The sequence below is a fragment of the Novosphingobium sp. genome, from assembly GCF_027489515.1.
Lineage (GTDB): Bacteria > Pseudomonadota > Alphaproteobacteria > Sphingomonadales > Sphingomonadaceae > Novosphingobium.
This window is the reverse complement of sequence record NZ_JAIXZS010000048.1, coordinates 29,694-56,334: the sequence shown is the minus strand read 5'-3', so window position 1 is coordinate 56,334 and position 26,641 is coordinate 29,694. Positions and strand designations below refer to the sequence as shown.

General features: G+C 66.8%; 11 protein-coding genes. 5 read left to right on the top strand and 6 right to left on the bottom strand.

Annotation, left to right across the window (positions count from 1 at the left end; genetic code table 11):
• Positions 1–134 precede the first annotated feature (134 nt).
• The 4 genes from Q0082_RS08150 to Q0082_RS08135 all read left to right on the top strand — a co-directional run bounded on the left by Q0082_RS08150 (position 135) and on the right by Q0082_RS08135 (position 7,139).
• Positions 135–1,886: a type I secretion system permease/ATPase gene (locus tag Q0082_RS08150; RefSeq protein ID WP_298191407.1), complete on the top strand. Its 1,752-nt coding sequence runs from the start codon at positions 135–137 to the stop codon at positions 1,884–1,886.
• On the top strand, positions 1,883–3,232 hold the full coding sequence (locus Q0082_RS08145; protein WP_298191406.1) for an HlyD family type I secretion periplasmic adaptor subunit: 1,350 nt from the start codon (positions 1,883–1,885) through the stop codon (positions 3,230–3,232). The genes Q0082_RS08150 and Q0082_RS08145 overlap by 4 nt, the downstream gene beginning before the upstream one ends.
• 11 nt (positions 3,233–3,243) lie before the next feature.
• Positions 3,244–5,058: a TolC family outer membrane protein gene (locus tag Q0082_RS08140; protein WP_298191404.1), complete on the top strand. Its 1,815-nt coding sequence runs from the start codon at positions 3,244–3,246 to the stop codon at positions 5,056–5,058.
• A 65-nt stretch (positions 5,059–5,123) separates the two neighbouring features.
• Entirely contained in the window at positions 5,124–7,139 is a 2,016-nt protein-coding gene (locus Q0082_RS08135) for a potassium transporter Kup (RefSeq protein ID WP_298191402.1), read from the top strand.
• Here the strand turns inward: Q0082_RS08135 and Q0082_RS08130 are convergent.
• The 3 genes from Q0082_RS08130 to modA are packed head-to-tail and all read right to left on the bottom strand — an operon-like array spanning position 7,136 to position 9,223.
• Positions 7,136–7,762, bottom strand: a complete 627-nt coding sequence (locus Q0082_RS08130) for an ATP-binding cassette domain-containing protein (RefSeq protein WP_298191400.1) — start codon at positions 7,760–7,762, stop codon at positions 7,136–7,138. The genes Q0082_RS08135 and Q0082_RS08130 overlap by 4 nt on opposite strands.
• Positions 7,752–8,453: a molybdate ABC transporter permease subunit gene (gene modB / locus Q0082_RS08125; RefSeq protein WP_298191398.1), complete on the bottom strand. Its 702-nt coding sequence runs from the start codon at positions 8,451–8,453 to the stop codon at positions 7,752–7,754. Before modB ends, Q0082_RS08130 begins: the two co-directional genes overlap by 11 nt.
• A 23-nt stretch (positions 8,454–8,476) precedes the next feature.
• Complete coding sequence (gene modA / locus Q0082_RS08120; protein ID WP_298191427.1) at positions 8,477–9,223, bottom strand: molybdate ABC transporter substrate-binding protein; 747 nt, start codon at positions 9,221–9,223, stop codon at positions 8,477–8,479.
• 177 nt (positions 9,224–9,400) lie between these two features.
• Between modA and Q0082_RS08115 the strand changes: the two genes are divergently transcribed.
• Positions 9,401–10,096, top strand: coding sequence for a thioredoxin domain-containing protein (locus Q0082_RS08115; protein WP_298191397.1), 696 nt, complete (start codon positions 9,401–9,403; stop codon positions 10,094–10,096).
• A gap of 338 nt (positions 10,097–10,434) precedes the next feature.
• On the opposite strand, the gene Q0082_RS08110 is transcribed toward Q0082_RS08115, so the two are convergent.
• The 3 genes from Q0082_RS08110 to Q0082_RS08100 form a co-directional block, all read right to left on the bottom strand.
• The gene (locus Q0082_RS08110) at positions 10,435–12,438 is read right to left on the bottom strand and encodes a substrate-binding domain-containing protein (protein WP_298191395.1); all 2,004 of its coding nucleotides are present in this window, start codon (positions 12,436–12,438) and stop codon (positions 10,435–10,437) included.
• A 415-nt stretch (positions 12,439–12,853) separates the two neighbouring features.
• Positions 12,854–13,471 (bottom strand): OmpH family outer membrane protein, encoded by a 618-nt coding sequence (locus Q0082_RS08105; protein WP_298191393.1) that lies wholly within the window; start codon positions 13,469–13,471, stop codon positions 12,854–12,856.
• 26 nt (positions 13,472–13,497) lie between these two features.
• Positions 13,498–26,598 carry a filamentous haemagglutinin family protein gene (locus Q0082_RS08100; protein ID WP_298191391.1) on the bottom strand — a complete coding sequence of 4,367 codons (13,101 nt, stop codon included), beginning with the start codon at positions 26,596–26,598 and terminating at the stop codon, positions 13,498–13,500.
• Positions 26,599–26,641: the final 43 nt, after the last annotated feature.

Sequence of the window (26,641 nt, the reverse complement as noted above, 5' to 3'; positions counted from 1 at the left end):
TGATCAGGTCACTTCATTCAGTCTTTACTACGAGCTGTAACAGCAGAGCATCAATACGGCCCGGCGCCATTGAGGATGCAATGGCCCTTGATGGCGCAGTTGCGATGGGTTAGCCGCCGGACGTCAGGAGATTTATGAGCGTCGACCGTCAATTCATGCGGCTCTTTGCGGCGCGCTATCGCAGCGGCCTCATTCTCGTCGCCATCGCCAGCGTCATGCTCAACGTGCTGGTCTTCGCCGGTTCCGCCTACATGCTGCTCGTTTACGATTCGGTCTTGCCAAGCCGCAGCGTGCCCACGCTGATCGGCTTGTTCGGCATGCTGCTGCTGGTCTACGCGTTCCAGTCGGTGTTCGAGGCGATCCGCAACGAAGCGCTGCTCGGCATCGCCAATGGCGTGCATGACGATCTGTTCGAGGCCGTACACTACGCCACGGTCACGCGCCCCTTGCGCGCCGGCGCGGACAAGGGCGACGGCCTGCAGTTCACGCGCGATCTCGATTCCATCCACACGTTCCTTGCCGGGCAGGGTCCTGTCGCGCTGATCGACCTGCCTTGGGTGATCACCTTCATGATCGTGCTGTTCGCCCTCCACTGGTGGCTAGGCGTCACCGCGCTGGCAGGCGTGGTCATCATGGCGGGCATTGCGATTGTCTCCAATCGCCGCACGCAGGCCGGTTCGCGCGAACTGGCAAACATCACCGGGCGCCGCTCGGCCGCAGCGCTGTCCGAAATCCGCTTTGCCGAAAGCGCGCTGGCGATGGGCATGCAGGAACGGCTGGTCGCGCGCACCGCGGGCTGGGAAACCAACTTCATCGAGGCGCAGTCCTATCTCTCGCGCACCGTTTCGCGGCTTGGCGGGGCCAGCAAGGCATTCCGCATGCTGCTGCAATCACTGATCCTTTCCGTCGGCGCGCTGCTGGTGATCGATGGCAAGGCAAGCGGCGGCGTGATCCTCGCCTCCTCGGTGCTCTCGGGCCGCGCTCTGGCGCCGGTCGATCAGGCGATCGCCAACTGGAAGGGCCTTGTCGCCGCGCGCACCGGTTGGGGCCGCATCGCGCAGGCCGTGGCCACTTTCCGCAAGCCACCTGCCCGCGGCGTCACGCTCGAGCGGCCCTCGGCCGAGCTGTCGGTGCGCGACATCTGGGTGGCGCCGCCGGGGACGCAGCGTTTCACGCTCTCGGGCGTTTCCTTCACGCTGACGCCGGGGCAGGTACTCGCGGTGATCGGGCCGAGTGCGGCGGGCAAGACCACGCTGGTGCGCGCGATCCTCGGCATCTGGAAGCCCAACCGCGGCGAAGTGCGGCTCGATGGCGCCACGCTCGACCAGTGGGATCCTGAAACGCTGGGCAGCTATTTCGGCTATGTGCCGCAGACGGTCGATCTCGTGGACGGCACGATCGGCCAGAACATTGCGCGCTTCGATCCGGAGGCGACATCGGAAGGCGTCATGGCCGCGGCCAAGGCGGCAGGCATGCACGAGGTCATCCTCGCCCTGCCCGACGGCTATGAAACGCCCGTCTCGGCCGGCGCGGTGGAGCTTTCCGCCGGCCAGCGCCAGCGCGTCGGCCTTGCCCGCGCACTCTATGGCGATCCGTTCCTGCTTGTGCTGGACGAGGCCAATTCCAATCTCGACGCGGCGGGTGACGCCGCGCTCGGCAATGCCATCGCCGGCATGCGCGCCCGCGGCGGGATCGTGATCATGATCACGCACCGTCCGGCCACGCTCGGCCCCTCCACGCACCTTGCGGTGATCAACGGCGGACGGCTTGTCGATTACGGCCCGCGCGACGAAGTGATGCAGCGCATGCAGGCGCAGGGCGCACCGACTGCCGTCCCGCAGGGCGGACCACAGGGCAGCAACCCGGCCAAGGAAGCCACCGCATGAACATGCCTACCACCATTCCCGATCCCGCGCGCCAGCTGCTGCCGGTGTTCGGCGAGGAAGGGGCGGACAAGGCCAGAGCCCCTATCCTGCTCAAGCGGCTGCTGCTGACGGTCGGCAGCTTGTTCCTCGTACTGCTGCTGCTGGCAGCGCTCGTCCCGATGGGCGGTGCGGTAATCGGCGGCGGCTCGGTCGGCGTGGAATCGCGCGTGAAACGCATTGCGCACCCGACCGGTGGCGTGATCAAGGCGATCTACGTGCGCAATGGCGAACATGTGAAACAGGGCCAGCTGCTGATGCGGCTCGACGACCGTGTCACCGGCGCGGACGCGACGTACTCCAACCTCACGGTCGAACAGCTGCTCGCGCAGAAGGCCCGGCTCGAGGCCGAACGGCTCGGCACAGGCAAGCTGCTGTTCCCGCCTGAACTGACAAACTCGAAAAATCCCAGCGCAGCCAAGGCGATGGCCGACGAGGCCCGCCTTTTCGCCATCCGTCAGACCGAGGAAGCGGGTCTGCGCGCCCAGCTTGCCGCGCGCGTGTTGCAGTACAACGAGGAAATCCGCGGCCTTGAATCGCAGATCGCCGCGCTCAAGCAGCAGCGCAAGCTGATCGAGCCGGAGCGCCAGGGCGTGAAGGACCTGTGGGACAAGCAACTGGTGACGATCAACCGCCTCAACCAGCTCGAGCGCACTGCGGTCGATCTCGACGGCAATGTCGGCTCGCTCCAGGCGCAAATCGCGCAGGCGCGCGCGCGGATCACCGAAGCGCAGGAACAGTCGATCCAGCTTGGCCAAACCCGGCGCGTTCAGGCAGGCACCGATCTCGCGCAGGTCAACACCGCGCTCAATCAGCAGCAGCTGCGCAGCGTCGCCGCCTCGGACCAGCAGGACCGCAGCGAAATTCGTGCGCCCTATACCGGCGTGATCGAGAAGATCGCATTTGCCGCGATCGGCGATGTGGTGCGTCCCGCCGAACCGATCATGGAGATCGTGCCTGACCGCGATACCTTTGTGGTGGAAGCCATGATCAGCCCGTCTGACATCGATCAGACGCTGAAGGGGCAGACCGCGCGGGTCCGCTTCACTTCGTTCAACCGGCCGACCACGCCGGAAATCCTCGGCAAGGTCACCTATGTCGCGACCGATCGCACGGAAAACCAGGAATCCCACCAGGCCTTCTACATGGTGCGGATCGAGGTCGATCTGGCGGCGGTGAAGAAGGAGGGCCTCGCCCTGCGCAGCGGCATGCCGGCCGAAGTCTACATCGAGACCGGGAACCGCTCGATGCTGTCCTACCTCACGAAGCCGTTCATGGACCAGTTCATGCGCGCGTTCCGCGACAACTGATCGGCCCCGCCATGGCCCCCGCCCTTACCCTTCGCGCCGCGCTGCTCGCTGCCTGTGCCGCCTGCGCAGCGCTTGCCCCGGCCCTGGCGCAGGACATGCCGGCGTCCGGCGCTCCGGTGCAGGGCCCGCCCGACACCGCGGCACCGGGTAGCGGCTATGGCACGGACGACCCCGACAGCGGCCGCGACCGGGGCGACGCCGGGGCCGAGGGTGCGGACGGCACTGGCGACAGCGCGGTCTCCGACGCCGACCGCATCGCACTGCGCCCCGAACTGCCCGAAGAAACGCCAGCAGACGTCGCCGAACGCGCCGCGAACGGAGCCCCGGTCACGACGCTGACCGACGCGTTACGCCTCGCCTACTGGACTTCGCCTTCGCTGCTCGCCCAGCGCTCGACGGTGAAGGCCTCCGATTACCGGATCGCGCAGGCGCGGGCAAACTATGGCCCAAAGCTCAACTACAGCCTGGCCTTGACCTGGCAGCGCGACAGCTTCGAACGGTTCCGCGGTGGCTCCTCGATCGCGCAAGGCTGGACGACGACAGCCTCCGCCATTCTCACCCAGCCGCTGTTCACTTTCGGGCGCAATGTCTCGCAGGAACGCAGTTCCCGCGCCCAGTTCGATTTCCAGCGGCAGGTCCTTCGCTCGACCGAGCAGCAGGCGCTGCTCGATGCAATCACCGCCTATATCGGCGTGCTGCGCGACCGGGCCTCGGTGATCATCGCCAAGGACAACCTTGCCGCGCTCGAACGCCAGCTCAACGACAACAAGGCGCGGCTTGCGGTGCGCGAAGTGACCGCGACCGACGTGCAGCAGATCTCCACCCGCGTCTCGCTCGGGCAGGCGCAGGTCTATTCGGCGCAGCGCGATGCCGCGTCGAGCGAGGCAAGCTTCCTGCGCATGGTCGGTGTTCCGCCGGGCGAACTGGTGCCGCCCAATCCGCTCCAGCTGCCGGTCCGCCAGCTTGAGGAAGCCTACGCCTTTGCTGAAACGCACAGCCCGGTGATCCTCGCGGCGCAAGCGCGGGAAAAGGTCTCCCGCGCGAGCGTCGCTGCGGCGAAGGCCGATCTCATGCCCCGCGTCGATTTTCAGGGCAGCGGCAATTACGGCTCGCAAAGCCCCTACAACGACAACCTGCGCAGCAAGGAATGGCGCGGGCAGTTCATCATTTCCGGTCCGATCTTCGAAAGCGGCCTGCGCCGTGCGCGGGTGAACGAGGCGATGGCTGCGAACGATGCCGACTGGCGCCTGCTCGATGCCTCGCTGCGCGAAAGCCGCGCCAGCCTCGCCGCGTCCTGGAACGACTGGCAGGCCCAGCAGGCTGCGATCGCGAGCTACCGGGCCGCGGAAGATTCGGCGCGCAAGGCCTATGAAGGCGCGGTCCTCCAGCAGCGCGCGGGCCTGATCACCACGCTCGACGTGCTCGATCTGGCGCGCGAACTGCTCGTGGCCCGCAGCAACTCCAACACCGCAATCGCCAATGCCTATGTCGCCAAGGCGCGTGTGCTGGCGGCGGCAGGCGCGCTCGAGCAAAGCTGGCTGATGCCCGATTCCGAAGAGGCTGCTGTCGGGCGGGCGCCACGCAAGCCTGGCCACAAGGGTGAAATTCCGGTCGTGGAACAGACACTTCGCGTCATCGACGTAGGAGCGGGGATCCTGCGCGCGATCGACAGCGCGGGCGCAATCGGCACCACCGCGACACGCCCCGTGCGCGACCCGGCTGGCGCCCGCATGGCACCGCCGATCGTGATCGTGCCGGCGGATCAGCTGGTTCCCCCGGCCAGCTCTCCTGCCGACCGGCCTGCTCCTGCGCCCCCGACTCCCTAGCCGCACTGCCGATACTGGCAAAATAGTACTCGCAAGTGCGAAGCGGTAGGAGTAGCGCCGCGTCAATGGACAGCAATGAGACTCAGGGCGAAAGCCCCGAATCCAGCGACGATGGCGCGGCCAATGACAGGGCATCCGCCGTGGCGCTCGGAGCCCTCTCGCAGCCCGAGACGGCCCATTCCGGCGATGGTGACAAGACCGACCACGGGGCCGGCCACGGCCAGCACTCCGAAGGTCTCGCAGCCCTGTCGGTAGGCGCGATCGGCGTCGTTTTCGGCGATATCGGAACCTCGCCGCTCTATTCGTTCAAGGAAACGTTCGTCGGCCACCACCTGCTCAAGGTGGACCAAACCCATGTGTTCGGCGTGCTGAGCATCGTGTTCTGGACGATGATCCTGATCGTGACAGTGAAATACCTGTTCATCGTGTTGCGCGCCGACAACAAGGGCGAAGGCGGCAGTCTCGCCCTGCTCGCGCTCGTCAGTCGCTGCCTTTCGGACCAGCGCTGGACATATGTGATGGCGCTGTTCGGCCTGACGGCAACCGCGCTGTTCTTTGGCGACGCGATGATCACTCCGGCCGTGTCGGTGCTTTCGGCAGTCGAGGGGTTGACCGTGGTTAACCCCGTTTTCGAGCATCTCGTGCTGCCGATCTCGATCGCGATCCTGATCGGCCTGTTCGCGATCCAGTCGCGCGGGACAGCAGCGATGGGCAAGATGTTTGGCCCGGTCATGGTGGTCTATTTCCTGACCATCGCAGTGCTGGGCGTGATCGGGATCATGGAAGCGCCGGAGATTCTCTGGGCGCTCAATCCGGTCCACGGCTTCCGCTTCTTCGCACACGATCCGCTGATGGCCTACCTCGCGCTTGGCTCGATCGTGCTGGCGGTGACGGGAGCGGAGGCGCTCTATGCCGACATGGGCCACTTCGGGCGCCGCGCGATCACCGTCGCATGGCTGGGTCTCGCGTTTCCGTGCCTGCTGCTCAACTACCTCGGTCAGGCGGCGATGATCATGAACCGCCCCGAGACCGTGGTGAACCCGTTCTTCCTGCTTGCGCCCGAGAGCCTGCGGTTGCCGCTGGTGCTGCTGGCCACGCTGGCAACGGTGATCGCCAGCCAGGCGGTGATCTCGGGTGCCTTCTCGGTCTCGCAGCAGGCGGTGCAGCTGGGCTATCTGCCGCGCATTCGGATCCGCCACACGAGCGCGAGCGCGGCGGGGCAGATCTACGTGCCGCTGATCAACTGGACGCTGTTGTCGCTGGTGGTCTTGCTGGTGCTGGGCTTCCGCTCTTCCGGCAATCTTGCCTCGGCCTATGGCATCGCCAACACGGGCACGATGTTCATCACCTCGTGCATGTTCGGCGTGCTGGTGTTCCAGGTGTGGAAGTGGCAGCCGCTGGTGGCAGGCTTTCTGACCTGCCTGTTCCTCCTGATCGACGGGGCCTACTTCACCTCGAACATGACCAAGATTCCGGACGGCGGCTGGTTCCCGCTGCTGGGCGCGATCATCATCTTCACGGCGCTCAGCACATGGTCGACCGGGCGGCGGATCATGCGGGAGAGGCTGGCCGAGGATTCGATGCCGTTCGACGTGTTCCTCGGCTCTGTATGCCAGAAAGTGCGGCGTGTGGCGGGCACATCGGTGTTCCTCGCCTCGAACGCGGAAGGCATTCCTCCGGCTCTGCTCCACAACCTCAAGCACAACCATATCCTTCATGACAGGGTGGTGGTGCTGACGGTGGAAACGCAGAACGTTCCGCATGTGCCGCCCGAGAAGCGGCGCGAAGTAGAGGATCTGGGCCACGGCTTCTACCGCATGATCATCCGCATCGGCTTCATGGACGAGGCCGACGTTCCCGCCGAACTCGCCGCAGAGAAGCGGGCGGGCGGGGCATTCAAGCCGATGGAAACGAGCTACTTCCTCGCCCGCCAGACGTTGATCGCCTCGAAGCGGCCGGGCATGGCAATCTGGCGTGAAAAACTCTTCGCGTGGATGGTGCGCAACGCCGAAAGCGCGATGGTGTTCTTCCGCCTGCCGACCAACCGCGTGATCGAGCTGGGCAGCCAGCTGGAAATCTAGGTCCGGAGCTCCACAACCTGATCGGCGAGGCGCGCGACATCGGCGCGGTCGTGGCTGACGAGGAGGATCGGGAGCCCCAGTTCGCTCCTGATGCGCTCGATGACCGTGATGATCGCTTCGCGCCGCGCATCGTCGAGCGCGGTGAGCGGTTCGTCCATCAGCAGGAAGCGCGGGCCCGAAAGCAGCGCACGCCCGATGGCAACGCGCTGCGCCTCGCCCCCCGAAAGCGTGCGCGGGCGGCGGCCGAGCAGCGGCGCGATATCGAGGAAGGTGGCGGCTTCGTCGAGGCTCAGGAAGCGGCGCTCCGGCGCGGCGAGCTTGAAGCCGTAGAGCAGGTTGTCCCGCACGCGGCGGTGGGGAAAGAGCCGCAGGTCCTGAAACACCATGCCGCAGGCGCGCCGCTCGGGCGGGAGGTCCACGCCGCTGCTGCTGTCATAGAGCACGGTGCCGCTGACCACGATCCGCCCGGCGACAGGCCGCAACAGACCAGAAATCGCCTCAAGCACGCTCGACTTGCCCGCGCCCGATGGCCCGACGAGTGCGGTGATCCCCGCAGCCGCCGAGAAGCGACAGGTGATCGTCCGCTCCCCGCGCTGCAGGGCGAGGTCTATGTCAAAGGACATGGCTGCCGCGCCCCCGCAACTGGCCTTGCCATGACGCCCGGGTCAGCGCCTCGGATGCCACAAGCGCCGCGAGCGAAAGCACGACGGCGATCGCAGCCAGCCGCCAGACCGCGCTGTCTCCGTCCGGGAGCTGGAGCGCGGCGTAGATCGCCAGCGGCAGGGTGCGTGTCTCCTCCGGAATGTTGGATACGAAGGTGATCGTCGCGCCGAACTCGCCGAGCGAGCGCGCGAAGCCAAGCACGGCGCCTGCCACCACGCCGGGCGAGGCAAGCGGCAGGGTGATCGTCGCGAAGGTGCGCCAGGGCCCGGCGCCCAGCGTGCGCGCGGCCTGCTCGAGCCGGGGATCGACGGCTTCAAGGCTCAGGCGGATCGCGCGGATAATCAGCGGGAGCGCCATTACGGCTGCGGCGATAGCCGCGCCCGTCCAGCGGAACAGCACAGTCACCCCGAACAACGCAAGCAGGCGCCCGCCTGGCCCCTCGGGCGCGAAGGCGATCAGCAGCAGCCACCCGATGACGACGGGGGGCAGCACCAGCGGCAGGTGGACAAGACCATCAAGCAGGATCTTGCCCGGAAAGCTCAGCCGCGCGAGCACCCACGCCAGCAGGAAGGCCAGCGGCAGCGCGCCGCACGTCGCCGCGAGGCTGACCTGCAGCGAAAGCATGACAATGCCCCATTCCTCCCCCGTCATGCCCATCCCGGCCTCAACAGCGCTCAGCGGGTGCCGAAGCCGTAGCGGCGGAAGATGCCCTTGCCTTCTGGCGAAAGGAGGAAGCGACGGAAGCCCTCTGCTTCCGGGTTCGTTGCGGCGGCAAGGCGGGCCAGCGGATAGGTGATCGGCTTGTGGGCCGTAGCCGGGATCCAGCCTGCCACGCGCACGCTGCCTTCGGCCCGCGCATCGGTAGCATAGACGATGCCGAGCGGTGCTGCCCCGCGCGCCACCAGCGCCAGCGCCGCGCGCACGTTCTCGGCGCGGGCGAGGCTGCCTTCGACGCTTGCCCAGACCTTGAGATTGGTCAGCGCTTCCTTGGCATAGCGCCCGGCAGGCACCGCATCAGGATCGGCGAGCGCGAGCCGTCCGCCCCCCAGCGCCGGCGCGAGCGCAAAGCCCGGGCGCACGGCAAGGCTCACCTTGCTCGCTGCGGCGCTGACAAGGACGAGCCGGTTGGTGAGGACATCGGCGCGGGTGGAGGAGACGATCAGGTTGCGCGCCGCCAGATAGTCCATCCATTCCTGATCGGCCGAGAAGAAGAGATCGGCCGGTGCCTTGGCCGCAATCTGGCGGGCCAGCGCCGAGGACGCGGCAAACGAAAGTACCGGCCGCGCGTGGCCCTTGCGCGCCCAGCTGTCGGCCGCAGCGGTTAGCGCTTCCTGCAGGCTTGCCGCCGCCAGCACCAGCGGACCGCGCGGCTGCGCCCGGACGGGAACGGCAAGCGCGGCGAGCAGGACTGCACAGAGGATCAGCAGTGGCCGGACGCGGCGGACAAGGGACAACACGGACAAGGCTCCAGTCAGCTATATCCCGAGATATACAAGACCGCGCCAAATTGCCTAGAGCGAAATCGGGGCCTATGCTTTGCGTGATCGGCGATCGACCGCTGTCATGCCTGTTACACAGTTTGAGCCGAAGGCCCGCCGATGCATAGTCTCCGCCAAGTTCTGGGCCGCCCGCTGCTGGCCGCTTGCACCCTTGTTTCGCTCGCCGCCTCGCCGGCTGCCGCCCAGCCCGATACAAGTTCCATCTGGCACAGCGCCGGTGCAGTCGCCCCGGTCGATGCCGCGCGTGAGCCGGTCTACGGACAGCCCGCGAGCGATTTCAGCGTTATCGTGTGGCTCGATCCAGAATGCCCCTATTGCAAGATGCTGGGGCGCACGCCGGAACTGGTCGTTGATGCGAGCGGCGGACGGGTCAACCTCGCCGTCCGTCTGCTGCCGCTGCCGATGCATGGCCGGGCGGCGTTCATGGCAGCGGCCACGGCCCTGTGCATTGGCCAGCAGACTCCGCCTGCGGGATACTACCGTTTTCTGGACCGCTACATGGAATTGACCCGAACCAATGGCGCGGGCCTGCCGGCATCAACCAGCGTGGAAGCGCTCGCCCAGGAGGCCGGCGTGCGCGATCTGCCGAAGCTGGATGCCTGTGTGCATGCGCCCGAGACGGTCCAGACGCTGGGGCAGGAATTCGATGCGGCAAACGCCGCCAAGGTTACCGGGACGCCGGCCATCGTGGTGCGCGATAATCGCACCGGGAACCTTGCCATGACAGAAGGCGCGATCAGCGCGGACGATATCTCGCGCGTCATTCGTGCACTGGGTGCGCAGGGCGCGGATTGAAAAATGGCGGCGGAAGCCGAAGCCACCGCCGCCAAGGAAAAGGGATATAAACGTTCACCTGCCCGACAGGAAAGTGACACACACTTTGTAGGAACGAAACCCTGAACTTTTCGTGAATTAGCTAATTTTCCTTGAAGGCGGCTCAAACACGACCCGTCTGCCGGCAGAACCGCTCTGCGCGAAATGCGCGAAGCCTTGCGGCGCTTCAAACGGAACGATCCTGAGAATAAAGTTTCGCTCCAGAACGGGCTGCCCCCGTGCTGCCTTTCGTCGCACCGCATAGAAAAAGGCGGCCCCGGTTTCCCGGAGCCGCCCCATTCTTCTTCAGGCTGGCAGGATCAGTTGCCGACGCCGAAGGTCGCTTCGCAGGTGCTGTTCGGACCAGCTTCCGTGAAGACCGTCTTGCCCTTCACGGTGTTGCTGACCTTCGAGGCCAGATCGGCGGCCACGAGGACGTTCTTGACCGTCGTGCGCTTCAGACCCGTCGCCTGATCCACCGTGCCGGTGCCCTTGAGGGTCGGCACGCCGTTCTGGATGTAGAGGTTGCGATCGACCAGCAGGCTGCCATCGGCGGCCTTGAGCTTCGAACGGACCAGGAAGGTCTCGTAAAGCGCGGTCGCCCAGGCCTTCGGCAGCGGAGCAATGCCCATCTGCGCCTTGACGCCGAGCGTCTTCACCGCGGTGCCGGTGAACATCAGGCTGAGCGTCTTCTTGTCCGGAACGGTGGTCGCAGCGGCGGTCAGACGGCCGAGCGAACCCGCCAGGAAGGCGACGAGCGCGTTGCGAACCGCAGGATCGGCGAAGCAGGTGCCGGTGACGAGCTGGGTGGTACCCGTGATCGGGTAACCAACCGGCGCGTTGGCGAGGGTCGAGGCGCCCGAGTACAGCGCTTCATACCAGTCGGCCGGGTTCGAGCGGCTGAAGAGACCACCCTTGACATACTTGCCGCCCTTGTCCGATTCCGGCGGAACAATCAGCGTGCCGAAAGCAAGCGAAGCGTTCGCTGCCGTCGGAAGCACGAAGTTCGGCTTCTTGGTCTGCGACGAGTTGCCGACTTCGAGCGCAGCGGCATGGAGGGTCTGGCTCAGCGCCGGACGGACGTAGTCCGCACCGACATAGCCAACCTTACCGTTGAGCAGGAAGGCGCTGTCCGAAGCCGAAGGCACATCCGCAGTCGCTTCGATCGCCGCGGCGACACCGTCGTTCAGGTTGGCAAGCAGGAACTTGCCCGGCGCTTCCGTACCGCTGATGCCCGAACCGATCGTGAAGATCGCGCCGCTGATCAGGTTGGTCGTGCCGGCGAAAGCCGTGCCGTTGGTGGCGGTGGTCTTGTACGAACCGCTGGTCGGCAGGTTGATACCCGACGAGGTGTTGTAGGGCAGCGCCTGCGCAGCGTTCAGGTAGAGGTTCGGACGGCCCGTCCCCATGATGCCGCCGCCGCAGGCAGCCGCGAGGTGGCGGGTGAAGATGTCGGTGGTGCCCGAGTTATCGAGACGGCCGACGAGGCGGATCGGAGCGCCGTCGGTCGACCAGCGGGTCGCCGAGTCAGCGGGGTCACGCAGCGACGTGGCGGTCTTCGCCTTGGGGGCAATGTTGAGCGCTTCGATGCGGACATCGTTCCAGTTGGTGATGTAGCCGTTGAAGATACCGCAGTAGACCTGCTTGGTCAGGCGCAGACCGCCAGCCGACTGGCCATCGTAGCCGAGCACCGGGGTGGCAACGTTGAACTTGTAGTCAACGCCGGCCTTGCGGCCATAAACCGGGTTGTAGGCAATCGCGACGGGCAGCACGTAGAACGGCACCTGGATCAGCGCACCGGCCTTCTTGGTGGCAGCGTTGGTTGCGTAGGTGCTGATGTCCGAGCTCGACATCGGCGAGTCGGTGAAGATGAAGTGCGGGCTCGGCCAGGCAGCGGCGGAAGCGCCGAACTCGGTCGGGAACTTGTTGGTGGCGGTCGTGCCGGGCAGAGCAGAAACGGTGCTCAGGTTGCGCCAGGCGGTGCGGCCAGCGCCCGAACCGGTCGAGATGTACTTGCCGCCCACGTCGGGCTGGATGTGCTGCGTGACGCAGTTGAACGCGGCGCCGGTGGCCGGCGTGTAGGAACCTTCAGCGCTCAGGTTCTGGGCCGAGCCGTTGCTGTCACCGACCTTGTTCGGGCCGGTGCCGGGACCGAAGCAGTTCATTTCGCGCGGCAGAACCACGGCGATCGACGAAGCGCCCATGCCGTGCAGTTCGGCGGCGGGGTACTGCAGCACAGGGGTCGCCTGCGCGAAGACGGCCGTGCTCGACGCGGTGAACATGGCGGTCGCCATGAGCAACTGCGTTTTCAGGTTGTTCGACATTTCATATCCCTTTCATCTCAGTTGCTCCCCGTTTTCCCACCGAAAGGAATCCGGGCTGGCCCTGATGCTGTTGAACTGTTCAGCGCCCTTTTTTCCAAAGGACTTGGCAGGGTCCGAATGCCGCACGTGACGAAGCCTCCCTGGGCAGGATTCTTCGCGTTGTCGGGCGGTTTGATTCGTCCCCCGGGGACCCCTCTATTTTTGGGTGGTGACACTTCTGTGATGAACATTTCACAGTGCCGGGCATGTGACTCGCCATGACACCCAGCGTGCGCGATCGGGCCGCATGCGGCACTGTCAGAAGGCGCAAAGCCGCGAAGCAAACGCCGCAAAAACAGCACCTTCCCGGCCCGCTGGCGGATGCTGCCGCGCGGACCGGATCGGTTCCAATTGGGACTGCAAATTCTACGGAATACTACTTGGCCGGTGCTGGTGCCGCGCCGGACAGATCTTCACGCTGGATGGTGATCGAGGTCAGCCGCGCATCAAGCCCGGCAACCACCGCAGCGGTAAGATCATTGCCCATGTTGCCGCCCAGAACGGTATTGCGATCAAGCAGGAGACCGCAGCCCTTCTGCGTGTAGACCGCTGCGATCACCGGCTGAAGCTGCTGACCGATCGCGTCGATGGCTTTGGCGCGGGTCTTCTCGATCTCGCGAGTGCGCTGCTCGGCCTTGGTCTGGATCGGTGCAAATCGGGCGGCGAGCGCCTTTTCCTGTGCGGCGCGCTGCTCGGGCGTGAGCTTGGCGGCCTGCGCCCGCAGCGCCACCAGATCAGCCTCGATCGGCTTGCGGTCGGCATTGACTTCGGCCTGCGCTTCCTCGGTCAACTGCCGGATCCGCTGCGAGGCGTAGACCCCGACCTTGGCATTGGCGAGCACAGCCTCGCGCGAGAGCAGGCAGACGCCCGCGATGAGCGGCCCACCCAGCGTCGGCGCGGCGGGCGCAGCAGGTGCGGGCGCCTGGGCCGCGAGCGGCGCGGCAGCGGCGGCGATCAACAGGGCGAGTGCGGAAAAGCGAGACGCGATGTTCATGCAGAATGTCCTGATGCTGGGCCTGGTCAGTTGACGCAGCGCCCTTCCGAATCGAAGCGGCCGCTCGGGCAATTGCCGCTGTCGCCGCCAATGAAACCTAGCACATCGACCCGGATGATCGAACGGCGGTCAGCACTGTCGCTGCGCTGCTGCGCGCCCGCCTGCGCGGCGGTGGCGGCGGTGGCGGCGGCAGCGCTCGCCGGCGCGGCGGGCGCCGCGACGACCGCGGTGGTCGGCACGCCGACCGAGACGCCGCCGACCTTGAAGTTGTCCGCGTTGGCGACACGGGCCGCCGCGACGAACACGTCACCCGAGGCGCGCACGCCGGCATCGCCCGCATCGACGGTGCCGACCGGCGCAATCAGCGTCACGCGCGAGGGCGCAACGTCGAGGCTGGGCCTCAGCGCCGCGATACCGGCACCCGAAACGCTGCCGACCGAATCCACCTCGCCCACCGCGTTGGGCGTGAAGCGCAGCACGATCGGCGGGAAGTTCGAAGCCGTCTTCGGGCCCTGGCCCGCATTGAGATCGCCGTTCGACGACCACATCGTGATGTCGCCGCCCGCCAGCGTGAAGAGGCGGCTCTGATTGAGGCGGAAGTCGCCATCGGTGAACGACTGGATCGAGCCTCCGCGCAGGCTGAGTACGCCTTCGAAGCCGATCGGGATCGCCTCGATGCCCACTGGCGAGCGATTGAGCCCGAAGCCGTTGCGGAAGAAGTCCACCCCGGTCTGGCTGTAGAGCGTGGTCTTGCGCGCCGCCTGTTCTGAGGTGCGCACGACCGAGCCGGCAATGAGATCGCCGCCGGGCCCGAGGATGTCGATCGTGCCGCCGCGCCCGGTCTCGATCGTGGCAAGGCGCAAATCGACATTGCCGGTGATGATCCGTGCAGCACGCGCAGGTTCGCCATCGACGATCTTCTTCACCGCTTCGCCAAGTGGGTGATCCGCGCTGACCGAGGCAGGATCGGTCTCGAACGTGGCGAGATTGTCGGTGTAGCCCAGCGTCGCCGGGAACAGCGTCTGGATCGCGCGGTAGCCGCGGACATATTGCTGGTAGGAGGCGCCCTTGGGATCCGCGGGCGCCGCGATCTCCCCGAAATAGACCTCGCGAATGAGGAACTGGCGTTGCTGCAGTTCCGACACCTGGCCGGTGAAGGCGGCGTAGAGCTTGTCAAGCCGGCCGTAGGCGGCGGCCGTCAGCGCGTCGCCCGAAAGGCCGGGATTATCGGCGAACACGCTGGCGAAGGCTGTTGGCGCATTGTCCTTGAGCCAGAGCGCCAGCTTGGGTGCATAGATCGGCTTGCTGCGGTCCGGCGTCCGGTTCCCGGCGGAATCGACGTTCTGGACGAAGAGATCGCCGTCCAGCTTCGCAAGATTGGCGGGATCGAGATAGGTCGAGCGCAGCGCGGTGTAGTCCGCGCCCTTGGCCACGCCGAACAGCGCGTAGATATCCGCGCCTTGCGAGGGCAGCCACGGGTTGGCTTCGTTGCCGATGGTGCGAATGCCGCCGGCATAGCTCACCCCGCCAACCGTTGCCGAATTGAGGAACGGTCCGAGATCGCGGCCAGCCTGCACCGTAAGCGTACCGGGGCCGCCGACGACGAAGTTGGTGATGCCGGTGAAGGGACGGCCGGTGAACGCGTTGTTGAGATCGGGCAGCTGGGTCGTGGCAGTGATGTCGCGTCCGGCCAGCACGCTCGTCACGTCCGAAACGGCGAGGTTCTGCCCTTCGAAGTAGAAGTCGACGATATCGAGCCCGGCGTTGATCCGCGCCGCCTTGGCAAGATTGAGCTGGACCTGGCTGATCGACCCGCCGGCAAAGATCTCCGCCACCCGGATATCGCCCGCGTGGAGAATGTTGCGATCGTGCAGCAGGCGCAAGGTTACATCGTCGGTCGGCTGGACCACGCCGCCGAAGGTGAAGCCGAGACCGTTGAGACGCAGCAGCGCGCTCGACTGGCTGACCAGCTGGCTGACGGTGAACGCACCCGGTAGGTCAGACGGATTGGCGTCGCTCATCGCCAGCGCGAAGCGGCCCATGTCGCCACCGGCGACAAGGCTGAGCTGGCCGTAGCGGCTGGGATAAAGCAGCAACGGCGAGCCGTTGCCGAGCTGGAGGTCGCCCGAAAGCGAACTCAGGAGAAGCGAGGGCGGCAGCACGTTGCCGAGCAGGAACGAGGCGCGTTCGGCATCGGTATCCTGCGCGGTGAACAGCACGCGCTGCTCGCGCCGGTTGGCCGCGAGATTGAGCGTGCCCATGGTCGCCGCGCTGAATGAGGCGATCGGGCTGAAGAAGCCGGCCGTGTTCAGCTGGAGGTCGATCGTCGCGGAAGCCTCGTTGGCACCAAGCGCGCCGAGCCCGCCGAGATCGACCGTGCCGCGCGCGGTAAGGCTGACAGTCGCATCACTGACGCGCACGCGCAGCAGGTTGCGCCGATCGGGCGCATCAACGCGGTCTTCGTAGCTGCCCGAGGTCAGGGTCTCACCCGCGGCGCCGACCGAGCGGCCCACGGCAATGCGACCGATACCCTGCGCGAGATCGATCTGGCCGCCCAGCAAGTCGCGGCCAGCGCTGAGCGACAGATTGCCGCCTGCGCTGGTGACCAGCACGCGCCGCCCCTGCCCGTCGGTCTGCGTAACGACCGAATTGTCGAGCGCCACGGTCAGATCGCTCACATCGCGGCCTGCGGTGATGGTGACATCGCCGCCCGACAGCGCGCCGACGCCCGAGGTGAACAGCTGCGGGACAATGGCGATCGTCGAATCGAGCCCGACCCGGCCCAGCCGCCAGCGCTGGCTGGCCGAACCGACCCGCGTGGTATCGAGCGTCGAGGTGCCGGATTCGTAGCCGGGCAGCGTGGTTTCGATATCGAGGCCATTGTCGAGGAAAGTCTCGGTCCAGACATCGCGGCGGCCGATCACATCGCGCCCGGCAACAAGCGTGACATTGCCGCCATTGCCAGTGAGTGCAGAGCCGAAGTCGAGCGCGCCCTGCGTCGAGGGAATGTAGTCGAGCTTCTCGGTACCCTTGTCGAAGGAAGCGGCGTCGAGCGAGACCGAGCCCAGCTTCGCAAGGCGCGTGCCGGCGGTGTAGACCGCCGAACCGCCGACCTGGGCGTTGTCGAAACCGGCTTCGAGCGGATCGCCGAACTCATCGCGCGAAAGGCTGTTGAGATCGCGGTACGTCACGCGGCTGGAGCCGACGAGATCGATATCCCGCGCCGCGGCGATCTTGATGTTGCCATCGCCGGTGCGCACCAACGGGCGGTAAAAGACCTTGGTGCCCGGATAGCTGACGGGCACGTCGGTCTCGATCGAGATATCGGGCGCGACGAGCGAGCGGTAGGTGGTTCCATAGTCGCCCGCGAGGAAATCCGCGACCTGGCCAAGCGAGGCGTAGACCCCGGTGACGACACCATCCTCGCGGATAAAGCGGTTGCCGGCGAAGAAGGTTTGCGCCGCGGCAAGCGCCTCATCCGAAAGCTGGCTGTCGCTACCCCAGGTGAGCTTGGTGTAGAAATCACGCGCGGTAGCGGGATCGGTAATGTCGGCAAAGGTGCGGGTGAAGAAATCGCCGCTGGTATTGCCGTAGATGTAGGTGCCGTCACCCTGATCGAAGCCCAGCTGGACGCCGCCGCCGATGGTGTAGCGCCCTTCGCGCGCGACGACCGAATAGGACTTCTCGCCCGCGATCACCACATCGCCCTTGGACGAGCGATCGAGCTGCGTCGGGTCAGCCGATCCTGCCGCGGCGCCCGCGATGAGACGGATATCGGACGAGGCGACCGCCTTGCCATCGACCAGCGGGAACAGTTCGCCCACACCGATCCCATTGCCGGTGCCATTGGCCGCGACGCTGTTGGCGCTCGCGCTGTAGGGTGAGTGGACGAAGATCGGCGTGCTTTGCGTGCCCTGGACCGGCAAGCTCAGGTCGATGACGATCAGTTCGTCGTCCGCCGGCGGCCGGCGGCCAATGCGCGCGCTGTAGCTGGGCAGCGTATCGTCACACAGTCCGCCGAAGGCACAATCGAGCTGGATCGCCGGGTGGAACGAACGGTCGCCGCCGCCGAGCTGGTGCTGGATGTAGTCCGCATCGGTCCGGTCGTGGAAGGCGAAGAAGCCGTCGCTGATGCTGTTTGCCACCTGGACGCTGCCGCCGGCGCGCAGGGTGAACACGCCTGCCTCGCCGGTCACCTTGCCGCCAACGCGGTAGGTCATGTCGACATACTTGGCGAAGAGTGCCGCTTCCTTGCCGGCAACCACTTCGTAGCGCGGGTTGCCATTGGCGTCCGGGCCGAGTTCGGACGGGACGATGAAGCCATCCGCCAGCGCGCCGACGTAGTCGGTAATCCGGCCCGCGCCGAGATTGATGTTGCTATCGAGGATCACGCCGCGCGTGGCGGAAAGCTCCATCTCCGGCCGCACGCGGATACCGGCAAGGCTGCCGCCGTTCTTGAGCGTGACGGAGAAGTTCCGCACGAACTGCGGGAGCGTGCCAGAGGCCGTGAGATCGGCGAGGAAATTGGGCTTGCCGGTGGCTGCTGCATCGAGGTGGATGTTGCCCCCGCCGTCAAGACTGATCCCGCTGAAGGCCCCGGAGGCGGCAATCGCATCAAGATCGAAACGCTTGAAGGCGTGGATCGCCACTTCGCGTGCGCCGGTGATCGTGCCGCTGCTCCGGATATCGACCTTGCTGTCGTTCTCGATCACAGGTGCCCGGAAGGTGACAGTACCGCCAAGATCACCAGCCGCGAGGCGGAAAGCGGTGGTCTGGGTCAGCGTCGCAGGATCCTTGACCACAGTAGAGACGAGGCGGTCACCGGGACGGGTGGCCGAAACGTCGATGACCGCGCCGGACGCGACAGTGACGGCGGCTGTGTCGGCCGCGATACCGAGCGTGACGTTGCCGCCATGCGCCTGCCGGCTATCGCCCGCACCGTAGCCCGAGGTCCTTGCGAGGAGCTTGCCCGTTGCCGCGAGCGTCACGCCGTCCGCGCCATAAAGCGCGATGTCGCCACCATTCACATCGGCAGTTGCATAGGCTGGATCAGTCAGCTTGAGCTTCGAGACATCGGCGCCCGAGGTATCGATCGTGCCGGCGATGGTGATCCGACCCTGATCGGTGGCGAGCGTGACGCTCCTTGCCTTCACCGTCTGCCCGGCGGCGAGCGCGAGGTTGCCGGTGCCGGTGTGGATCTGCAGCGCGCCGCCAAACTTTGCGCCATCGCGCGAGACGAACGTGCCGAAATCGAACGCGCCGCCGGCGCCATCGGTGATTGCGGCGCCATCGAGCAGCAGCGAGGCGGCGCGGGTTTTGCCCGCACCGATCCCGCCGTTAAGGCTCGCGCCGAGATCGATCGTACCGCGCGCGGCAACGAGATTGAGCGCGCCAGCGCTGCCGATTCCGTTGTCCACGATCAGCGAGGCGGTCTTGGCGAGCGAAACGTTGCCCTGGTTCGATTGCAGGGTGATCGTGCCGCCACCGGCGGTGGCGACAAGCGCGTCTTCGGTGGCACCGATGCGCGTGGTGAAGCCGGGTGCGGCAATCGTGGTTGTGCCGGTAATGGCGATATCGCCGCGCGCCCGCGCCTCGACGATGCCCGCCGTGGCGCGGACCGTGGTGTTGTTGAGTGTAAGGCCGGCGACGGCGGAATCGGCCGAGCCGAACGCGATGATCGATCCGGCCGAAGCGGCGGGTGACGCCGTGGGCGCGGTGCGGCCAGTGCCGTCGACGATGACACGGCCGCGCGTGAGGAAGGCATAGTCCGCCCCGCCCGACTTGACGTCCGCCGCCGTGGTAGCCGAGCGGTCCGCCAGCAGCGGCGTCTTCATGGTCAGCCGCACCGGGCCCGAAGCGTCCGGATCATCGAGCGCGAGCGCGCCCTTCCCGGTGACGTAGATGCCCTTGGCGGCATCGAGCGTCACGCCGCTGTCAAAGCCGTAGAGCCGGAAGGTGCCGCTGCCGAAACTGATCTCGTCCGCCTTGACGGTCAGCGCATTGGCCGAGCCGCAGGCGGCAACGCCTGCCTTGCTGCAGCCGCCGCGATCGGCGCCCGCGTTGCCAAACTCGACCGCCTTGGCGCGCAGCGTGACATCGCTGCCATCGGCGGCAAGGCCGGGGGCATCGATGGCGAGCGTGTTGAACCGCTCAGGCAGTGCATCGCCGAGCGTGATGACCCGGCGCGATTGCAGAGTCAGCCGGTCTGCCGCGGCAAGCTTGGCCGCGAAATCGGCATCGATCCCGCCGCTGCCGAAGCTGATGGCCACGCCGGAAAGGCTGACCGCCCTGGCATCGAGTGTTGCGCTGCTGCCGAACCGCACGGTGCCGCTGGCCCCGAGCGCAACCGAATTGCCCTTGAGCGAGGCGCCGCTGGCGATCCTGAGCGAAGCGCTGGCGAGCGCAGCGTTAGTGGCATCTGGATCGAGATTGCGCGTGACGAGCCGGTCAGGCCCGCTCGAAAGCCGCAGCAATGCGCCGATGCCGGTGTTGTCGAACGCGCTGACCACGCCGGTATCGTTCTTCTCATAGCCGACCACGAAGTTGCCGGTGCGCAGATCGGCAAGCGTACCCGTCGCCGTCAGCGAGGCCCCTGCCCCCACGGTGATCCGCGAATCCTCGCCCGCGACGGCAAAGATCATTTCGGGCAGGCTGAGCGAAACGCCATTCGCGATGGAAATGGTCTTTGCAGTCACGTCGATGCGCGTGGTGCCGTCGGCCTTGTCCTGCCGCACGCCGCCCAGCAGCAGGCTGTTGGCGTTGAGATTGGCCAGCGTCTCGGTGGAAAGCGAGAGCACGCCCGGCGTGTCCGCACCACCGGCGGCGGACCGGATCGCGATGGCCGAGGCGGCAATATCGAACTGCGCGCCGCGGCCCTTGCCCGAAGCACCCACATCGAAAGTGCCGCCCGCCGTGAACGATTCGCCCGGACGGATCACGAAGCGCGCGGCATCGAGCGGCGAACGCGGGGCGGCTCGGCCCTGCTTGTCCGCCAGTTTGTCGAAATTCTCGGTGCCCGACGTGACCTGAAGCTTGGAGTACTTCTTGAACGTGTCGGCGCTCTGCACCGTGAACGAGCGGCGCTGCGAATCGCGGAACGCGGTGCCCGCGGTGCCGAATGTGCCGCCGACCTGCACGCTGCCATCGAGCAGCTGGGTCGATGCGCCGACATAGGGTGCCTGCGCATCGGTGTTCTCGACCAGACGCAGCGCACCGGGCAGCAGCGCGTAATGCGCCGGGAGCAGGAGGAAATCGCCTGCCGGCACGCCCGGTCCGCCATCAAGATGGACGGTGCGGCCTGCCGAGGCTCCGTAGAGATCGCCGGTTCCCGCGCCGTAGTCATCCGAATAGATCGGATCGTAGCCAGCAACCAGCCCGGCCTTCTCGACCGGCAGGATCGCATAGACCTGCCGCCCGTCGGCATATTGCAGACCATCGTTGCTGCTGAAGGCATCGGCGTTGAGGCGCGAGAGCACATCGCGCGAGCCGCCGGTGCCCGAGACGAATTCATAGGCAAACACATCGCCGCCGCCGCGCCCATCGATCTTGGCGCCGGTGCCGATGGTGATGTCCGCGCCCGAAAGCACGAGCTGCCCGGTGGGCGCGGTGGTGAGCGCCGCGCTGACCCCGGGGGCGAAGTAGTATTCGGTGAGGTCAGTCGTCTGGCCATAAGGCACATTGAGCCCGGTGCCGCTGACCGACGTCACGCTGCCGGCGCCGAAGGTGATGCTGCGGGTGGCGGGCGCCAGATTGAGCGAGCCGGGGATGAGCCGCGCCGCCGAGGAACCCAGCTCGATCAGGCCGAGCGGCGCGCGCAGCACGCCGTCCTGCCGGATTTGCGCGGCGAGCACGCGCAGCCAGCTGCCCGCCGAAAGCGGCGAATCCGGCACGGCGCCGCCGTTCGAGGCGAACGAGATCGTGCCGTTTTCAGCAAAGCTCGCGATCAGGTACGGCTGTGCCGCACTGTTGCTGGTGCCGTTGCGCTGGTCCTCGATCAGCGCCTGGAGATTGCCGGTGCCGGTGGTCGCATAGATCTGGCTCGCCTTGAACGCGATATCGCCGCTGGCGACGATGCTGCCGGTGACACCGGTCAGCACAGTCAGGCTGGGCACTGCCTGCTTGACGCCGATCAGGCGCACGTCGCGTTCCGCCTCGAAGCGCACTTCGCCTGCCGAGAAGCCGAGGCCGCCGACGAGATCGACCGACTTGCCGGCGAAGGTCAATTCGCCAGCAGTCCCCGCATCAAGGTTGCCCGGCGCGCTCTGGGCGAGGCTGGACAAGCGGATGTAGGGCGCCTCGATCGCCGCATCGCCGCTGCCGGAGAGGCGGACCCTGACCTGCAGATCGCGGTCGATGACCGAGCTCGTCGGCAGATCGGCCGACGAGAGGATGAAGGCCTTGCCAAGCGAGAGCCGCGTGCCGCCCTCGACCGTCAGCGAGCCGCGCGCGATCATCGTGGTGAAGCCAGCGTCCTCGATCTGCGCTGCCGAAAGCAGTCCGCTCTCGCCGGCGCGGTCGCCGTAGGCCGAGATCAGCGTCGGCGCGAACCATTCAAGCGTGCCGCCTTCCGCCGCGGGTGCACCGCCCGCGCTGCGGATCCGGGCCCCGGCAAGCGAACCGCCCGCCAGCACCCGGATCGAGCCCCCCTTCGACCACTGGTCCGCGAGCACGAAATTGCCGCTCGAATCCTGCTGGTCGAACTGCGCGGCGGCGCCCCGGATGTCGATCAGGGCACCGGCACCCACAGCAATCTTGGCACCGGCCGTGCTGCCGGCATACGTGATCGGGTTGCCGCCGATCAGCACCTGATAGCGCGGATCGCCATAGTTTGGCGTGCTGAACAGCGCATTCGCCGGGTTGACGAAAGTGCTTGCCGTGCTGATCGAGCCGCCGTCGTAAAGCGTACCGCGCGCGAGGCGCCGGCCATCGGCGCCGACGGGCGCACGCGGATCGAACACGGCACCGCCGGAAAGATCGGTCACGCTGCCCGCGTCGAGCTTGATGCCCTGATCCTTGTCGAGCGCGCCAAGGAAGTAGACCGTCTGGTCAGAGCCGGCCTTGGAGAACAGCTCGCCATTGGTGAGCAGCCCGTCGGCATCGCTGACCTTGGACTTGGCATTCTCGCTGTACTGCGGCGAACCGGCACCCTCGATGCGGCCGCCCAGCACGTCGTCGAGACCGCGGCCGCCATTGGCTGCGTCCTTGACGCCGATGGACTGGCCGAACAGCACTTCGGGCAGGACCGCGCGCTGGAGAATCTTGCCGCCGACGATCCGGATCGTGCCCTGATTGAGCAACTTGGGCGCGGTTATCGAAGCCCCGGCCGCGCCGGTGATCGTGCCGCCCTTGGCCACGGTGAGTTCGGTAAGGCCGCCCAGCGTCAGCGTCGCGGCGCGCTGGTCGAAGGCCTCGGTCGGCACGCTTGCGGACACGACGCTGGTGACATCACTGCCGGTGGCGAGCGTCGCCAGTTTGGCAGAGGTGGCCGGATCGACAAAATTGGGGAGCAGCGCCTGGCTGAGGTTGAGCGTCTCACCCTTGCCGATCACGAAGCGTGTCGTCTCGAAGAAGGCCGAGCCGCCGCCTACACCGCCCTTGAACAGATCGTCGTAGACGCGGCTGCGGAAGGTGGTGAGATCGAGCCCGCCAAAGCCGGTCTGTTGCAGGAAATCGAGGCCGAGCCACGAGCCCGTCTGCGGGCGGGTGCCGCCGAGCGCAATCTGCGGCGCGACAAGCTTGAAAGTACCGCCGCCGCCAAAGCTGAAGCCCTTGAAGTTTGCAGCCTCGAAGCTGACGGTGGAGCGCTGCTCGCGCGGGGCAAGCGCGCCGCGCACCAGCTTGCCGTTGTCCGCGGTGTAGGGCGAGAAGGCGACGCTCTGGTTCTCACCGCCCACCGGAAGATCAGTGGTCGAGAGCTCGTTCACATTGGCCGGCGTCTGCGAGAGCGAGGCGTAAGTCGTTGCGTTGATCAGCGAGACGCTGCCACCGCGCGCGGTGAGCGCCAGCGCGCCGGTCGGATCGACATAGCCGCCCGAGGAGACGTTGAGCAGCGCGTCCTTGGCGAGACGGATGCTGCCGGACAAGTCGACAGCGTACGTCGCGCTTTCGAGATCGGTGCCTTCCGCAAGCAGCACCTTGGGCGCCACGGTGAGACTGATCGCGCCGCCCGAGGTCCAGGCTTGGCCCGAGGGCATCTTGCCGAGCGCGAGGAAGTCGTTGCTCCACAGTCCCGCCACATCGAGCGTGCCGTTGACGTTGATGTCGAACAGACCCGGCAGCGCCTCACCGCGCGCATAGGCGAACTTGGCGTCGTCTGCGGTGTCGAAGACCGAACCGGTCGCGGCAATCGAGGAGCGGTAGATCGTACCGGCGAGTTCGTAGGTGCGCGCCGCGATCGAGCCGCCGCGCGCGGTGACGGTTCCGTCGAAATTGATCGTTCGGCCGGCATCGACCGTCAGCTTGCCGCCGTTGGCAAGGACAAGGTTGCTGCCCTCGCCGAACGTCACGCCGCCGCTGGTCTGGAGCGTGAGCGCGGAAAGCCCCGCTTCGCTGAGCTGGCGATCCGAAAGCAGGAACACGCCCTTGCCCGTTTGCAAATCCTGGGCTCCCGCCGCGTGGACGAGGATATCGCCGCCAAGACCGACGCCCGATGGCCCGCTGAACGAGCCCACGCGCAGGAACCCACCCGAGGGCAGCTGCTGCGCGGTGGACTGAAGCTGCCGCGTATCGAGCGCGGTGCCAGGCGCCGCCGTGCCGACCACACCCGCGCGCAACTGGCGCTCCCCGGCAAAGGCATCGCCGTGCAGCGTGCCGCGGATCGAGGCGGTCGAGCCGATAACGACCATGCCGCCGGCATCGCGGCCTTCATCGTAGGACGGATCGAAGCGCTGACCGGCGAGGACGCGGTTGGTAAAGGTATCGGCCTTGCCGAACTTGCTCTGCAACTCGGTGAAGCCATCGGCGAGGCCGATGTAGACGCCGTTGGGATCGGCATCGGCAATATCGACCAGACTGCCGTCAGCCCGGATGAGGCGCGAAGAGCCGACCCAGCCGGCATTGTAGTGAACCCAGCCGCCGGAGAAATCGACGGTTGCGCTCTTCGCGATCTTGACCTGCGGCGTGTTCGCCAAAGTATCGGCGCCCTGCAGCACCGCAACGCCGAATGTGACGGTGCCGCCCTTGGTCATCAATTCCGCCGCGCCCACGCCGATCTGGCTGGCGGCAGAACCCGCCTCGATCAGCGGCGAGCCGATCCACTTGACGCCGTCCGCCCGCACGCCGCTGCGGCGCGGATCGATGGTGACGGTCTTGCCGTTGAGCGTGAAACTGCCGTCAGTGCGCACGTCGCGGTAGTTGGGCGTATCACGCAGCTCGTTGCCCTTGAGCGGCGAGATCGTGACCGCATTGCGGCTCGCCTCAAGCGTGACGTCCTTGATGCCGCTGACATCGATCCGCACACCCTCGCCCACGGTAATGCTGCCGACCGAAACGGTGCGCCCGGTCGAGGCGAGCGCGGCAGCATCGAAGGTCTGCGAAGCGCGGCTGCCGATCGCCACATTCGCGGCCGGCGCCAGCAGCAGCGAGTTCGCGCCGAAATCGACCGAGGCCGGGCCGAGCAGACCCAGCGCGGAGCCGCCAGCGAGGAGCGAAACGTAGGCGCCGCCGATATCGATACGCGAGGTCTTGAACGCAGGCGGTTCGGCCGCGGTCCCCTGCGGCACCGTCTCGGTGCTCGCGTCATTGAGGATCACCAGGCCGCCGGCGTGCGCCGTGTCGCTGCCGCCTGAAATGCGGATCGTGCCCGCAGTCAGTGAAATCGTGCCATTGCGCGAAACGCTGGTCGTCGAGGCAAGCAGGCCCGCGTTCACGACACTTCCGGCCAGGTCCGAGCCCAGCGAGATATAGCCGCGCGGCACGTCGATCAGGCCGGAGTTGACCACAGCGCCGCCATCCTCGGTCAGCGTGCGCAGGATGAGGCCGCGGATATCGGGATCGGCGCCCTTCGCGCTGCCGGTCGAGACGGTGTAGCTGATCGCACGCCCGGCCTGCAGGCTGACCTGGCCCTCGGGCGCGGAGAGCTGGCCGTCGTTGGAAACATTGGGGGCGGTCAGGATGACAAAGCCGCCGCCGCTCGCGCTGATGCTCGCGCCGCGATCGACCACAACATCGCCTTCAGGCGTAGCGCTGAACGCCGCATCCGGATTGGTCACGACATAGCGGCCCGAGCCCGCAAGGCTCGAAGTGAGCAGCGCGTTGTACTTGCCCGGGCTCGACGAGGGGCCGAGCAGCCCGTTCTCGAGATAAGCGGTGTTGCGTTCCTTCAGCGAGAGCCCGGTGAAGAAATTGGCGTCTTCGGCGGCGCGGCCCACATCCTTGGCGAAATTGCCGATCTCGAGGCTGCTGGCGAGCAGCGAGTGGACATTGACCTGCGCGCCATTGCCGAAGATCACGCCCGAACGGTTGAGCACGAGCACCGTGCCCGGTGCCTTGATCGAGCCGAGGATCGTGCTGGGCCGCGCGCCCGGATCGACCACGCGGTTGAGCACGACCCAGTCGGTTTGCGCCTTGCCGCCAACGCTCTGGTCGAACACCAAAGTGGTTTTCGCGCCGATGTCGAAGTTGTTCCACGATAGCAGCGCGCGGGACTCGGTCTGCTTGATCGTGACGGTAAACTTGCCGCCGGCCTCGGTCTGGGTCGGGAGCAGGGCCCCCTGCCAGGTGCCAAGGCCGGTCGCATCGTCGACCGAGGCGGTGACCTTGGTAACGGCGGGATTGAGCCCCTTGATCGAGAGCCCGTCGGTCGGCCGTGCGCGGGTTGCCGCGAGCGCAGCCTCGCGTGCCTGCGTGACGAGGCCGCGCATCGACTTGACCGCATCGCGCGCTGCCTGCTGCGCTGCCAGCGCTTCCTGCATGCGCACCGAACGCTGCGGGAGCGCGGCGGCGGTGCCTCCGGTCGTGCCGGGCGTGATCACCGGCACGGCCCCAACCGCACCCTGCAGCCGCGCCATCTGCGCCTGAGCCGGCTGCACGGTGCAGCCGAGCCCGAGCACCAGCGCGCTGGCGCTGGCGAGCAGCCGCTGACGCCTGCCGGTGCTGTTACCGCTGGCGGATTCGCTGCGCTGGTTCATGCCGGGTCCCTCGGGCTTGTGCTTGCGTGGCGTCTGGTGGTGC

Coding starts and splice junctions, on each gene's coding strand:
- Q0082_RS08150 (WP_298191407.1), top strand. CDS start 135: ATGAGCGTCGACCGTCAATTCATGCGGCTCTTTGCGGCGCGCTATCGC.
- Q0082_RS08145 (WP_298191406.1), top strand. CDS start 1,883: ATGAACATGCCTACCACCATTCCCGATCCCGCGCGCCAGCTGCTGCCG.
- Q0082_RS08140 (WP_298191404.1), top strand. CDS start 3,244: ATGGCCCCCGCCCTTACCCTTCGCGCCGCGCTGCTCGCTGCCTGTGCC.
- Q0082_RS08135 (WP_298191402.1), top strand. CDS start 5,124: ATGGACAGCAATGAGACTCAGGGCGAAAGCCCCGAATCCAGCGACGAT.
- Q0082_RS08130 (WP_298191400.1), bottom strand. CDS start 7,762: ATGTCCTTTGACATAGACCTCGCCCTGCAGCGCGGGGAGCGGACGATC.
- modB (WP_298191398.1), bottom strand. CDS start 8,453: ATGACGGGGGAGGAATGGGGCATTGTCATGCTTTCGCTGCAGGTCAGC.
- Q0082_RS08115 (WP_298191397.1), top strand. CDS start 9,401: ATGCATAGTCTCCGCCAAGTTCTGGGCCGCCCGCTGCTGGCCGCTTGC.
- Q0082_RS08110 (WP_298191395.1), bottom strand. CDS start 12,438: ATGTCGAACAACCTGAAAACGCAGTTGCTCATGGCGACCGCCATGTTC.
- Q0082_RS08105 (WP_298191393.1), bottom strand. CDS start 13,471: ATGAACATCGCGTCTCGCTTTTCCGCACTCGCCCTGTTGATCGCCGCC.
- Q0082_RS08100 (WP_298191391.1), bottom strand. CDS start 26,598: ATGAACCAGCGCAGCGAATCCGCCAGCGGTAACAGCACCGGCAGGCGT.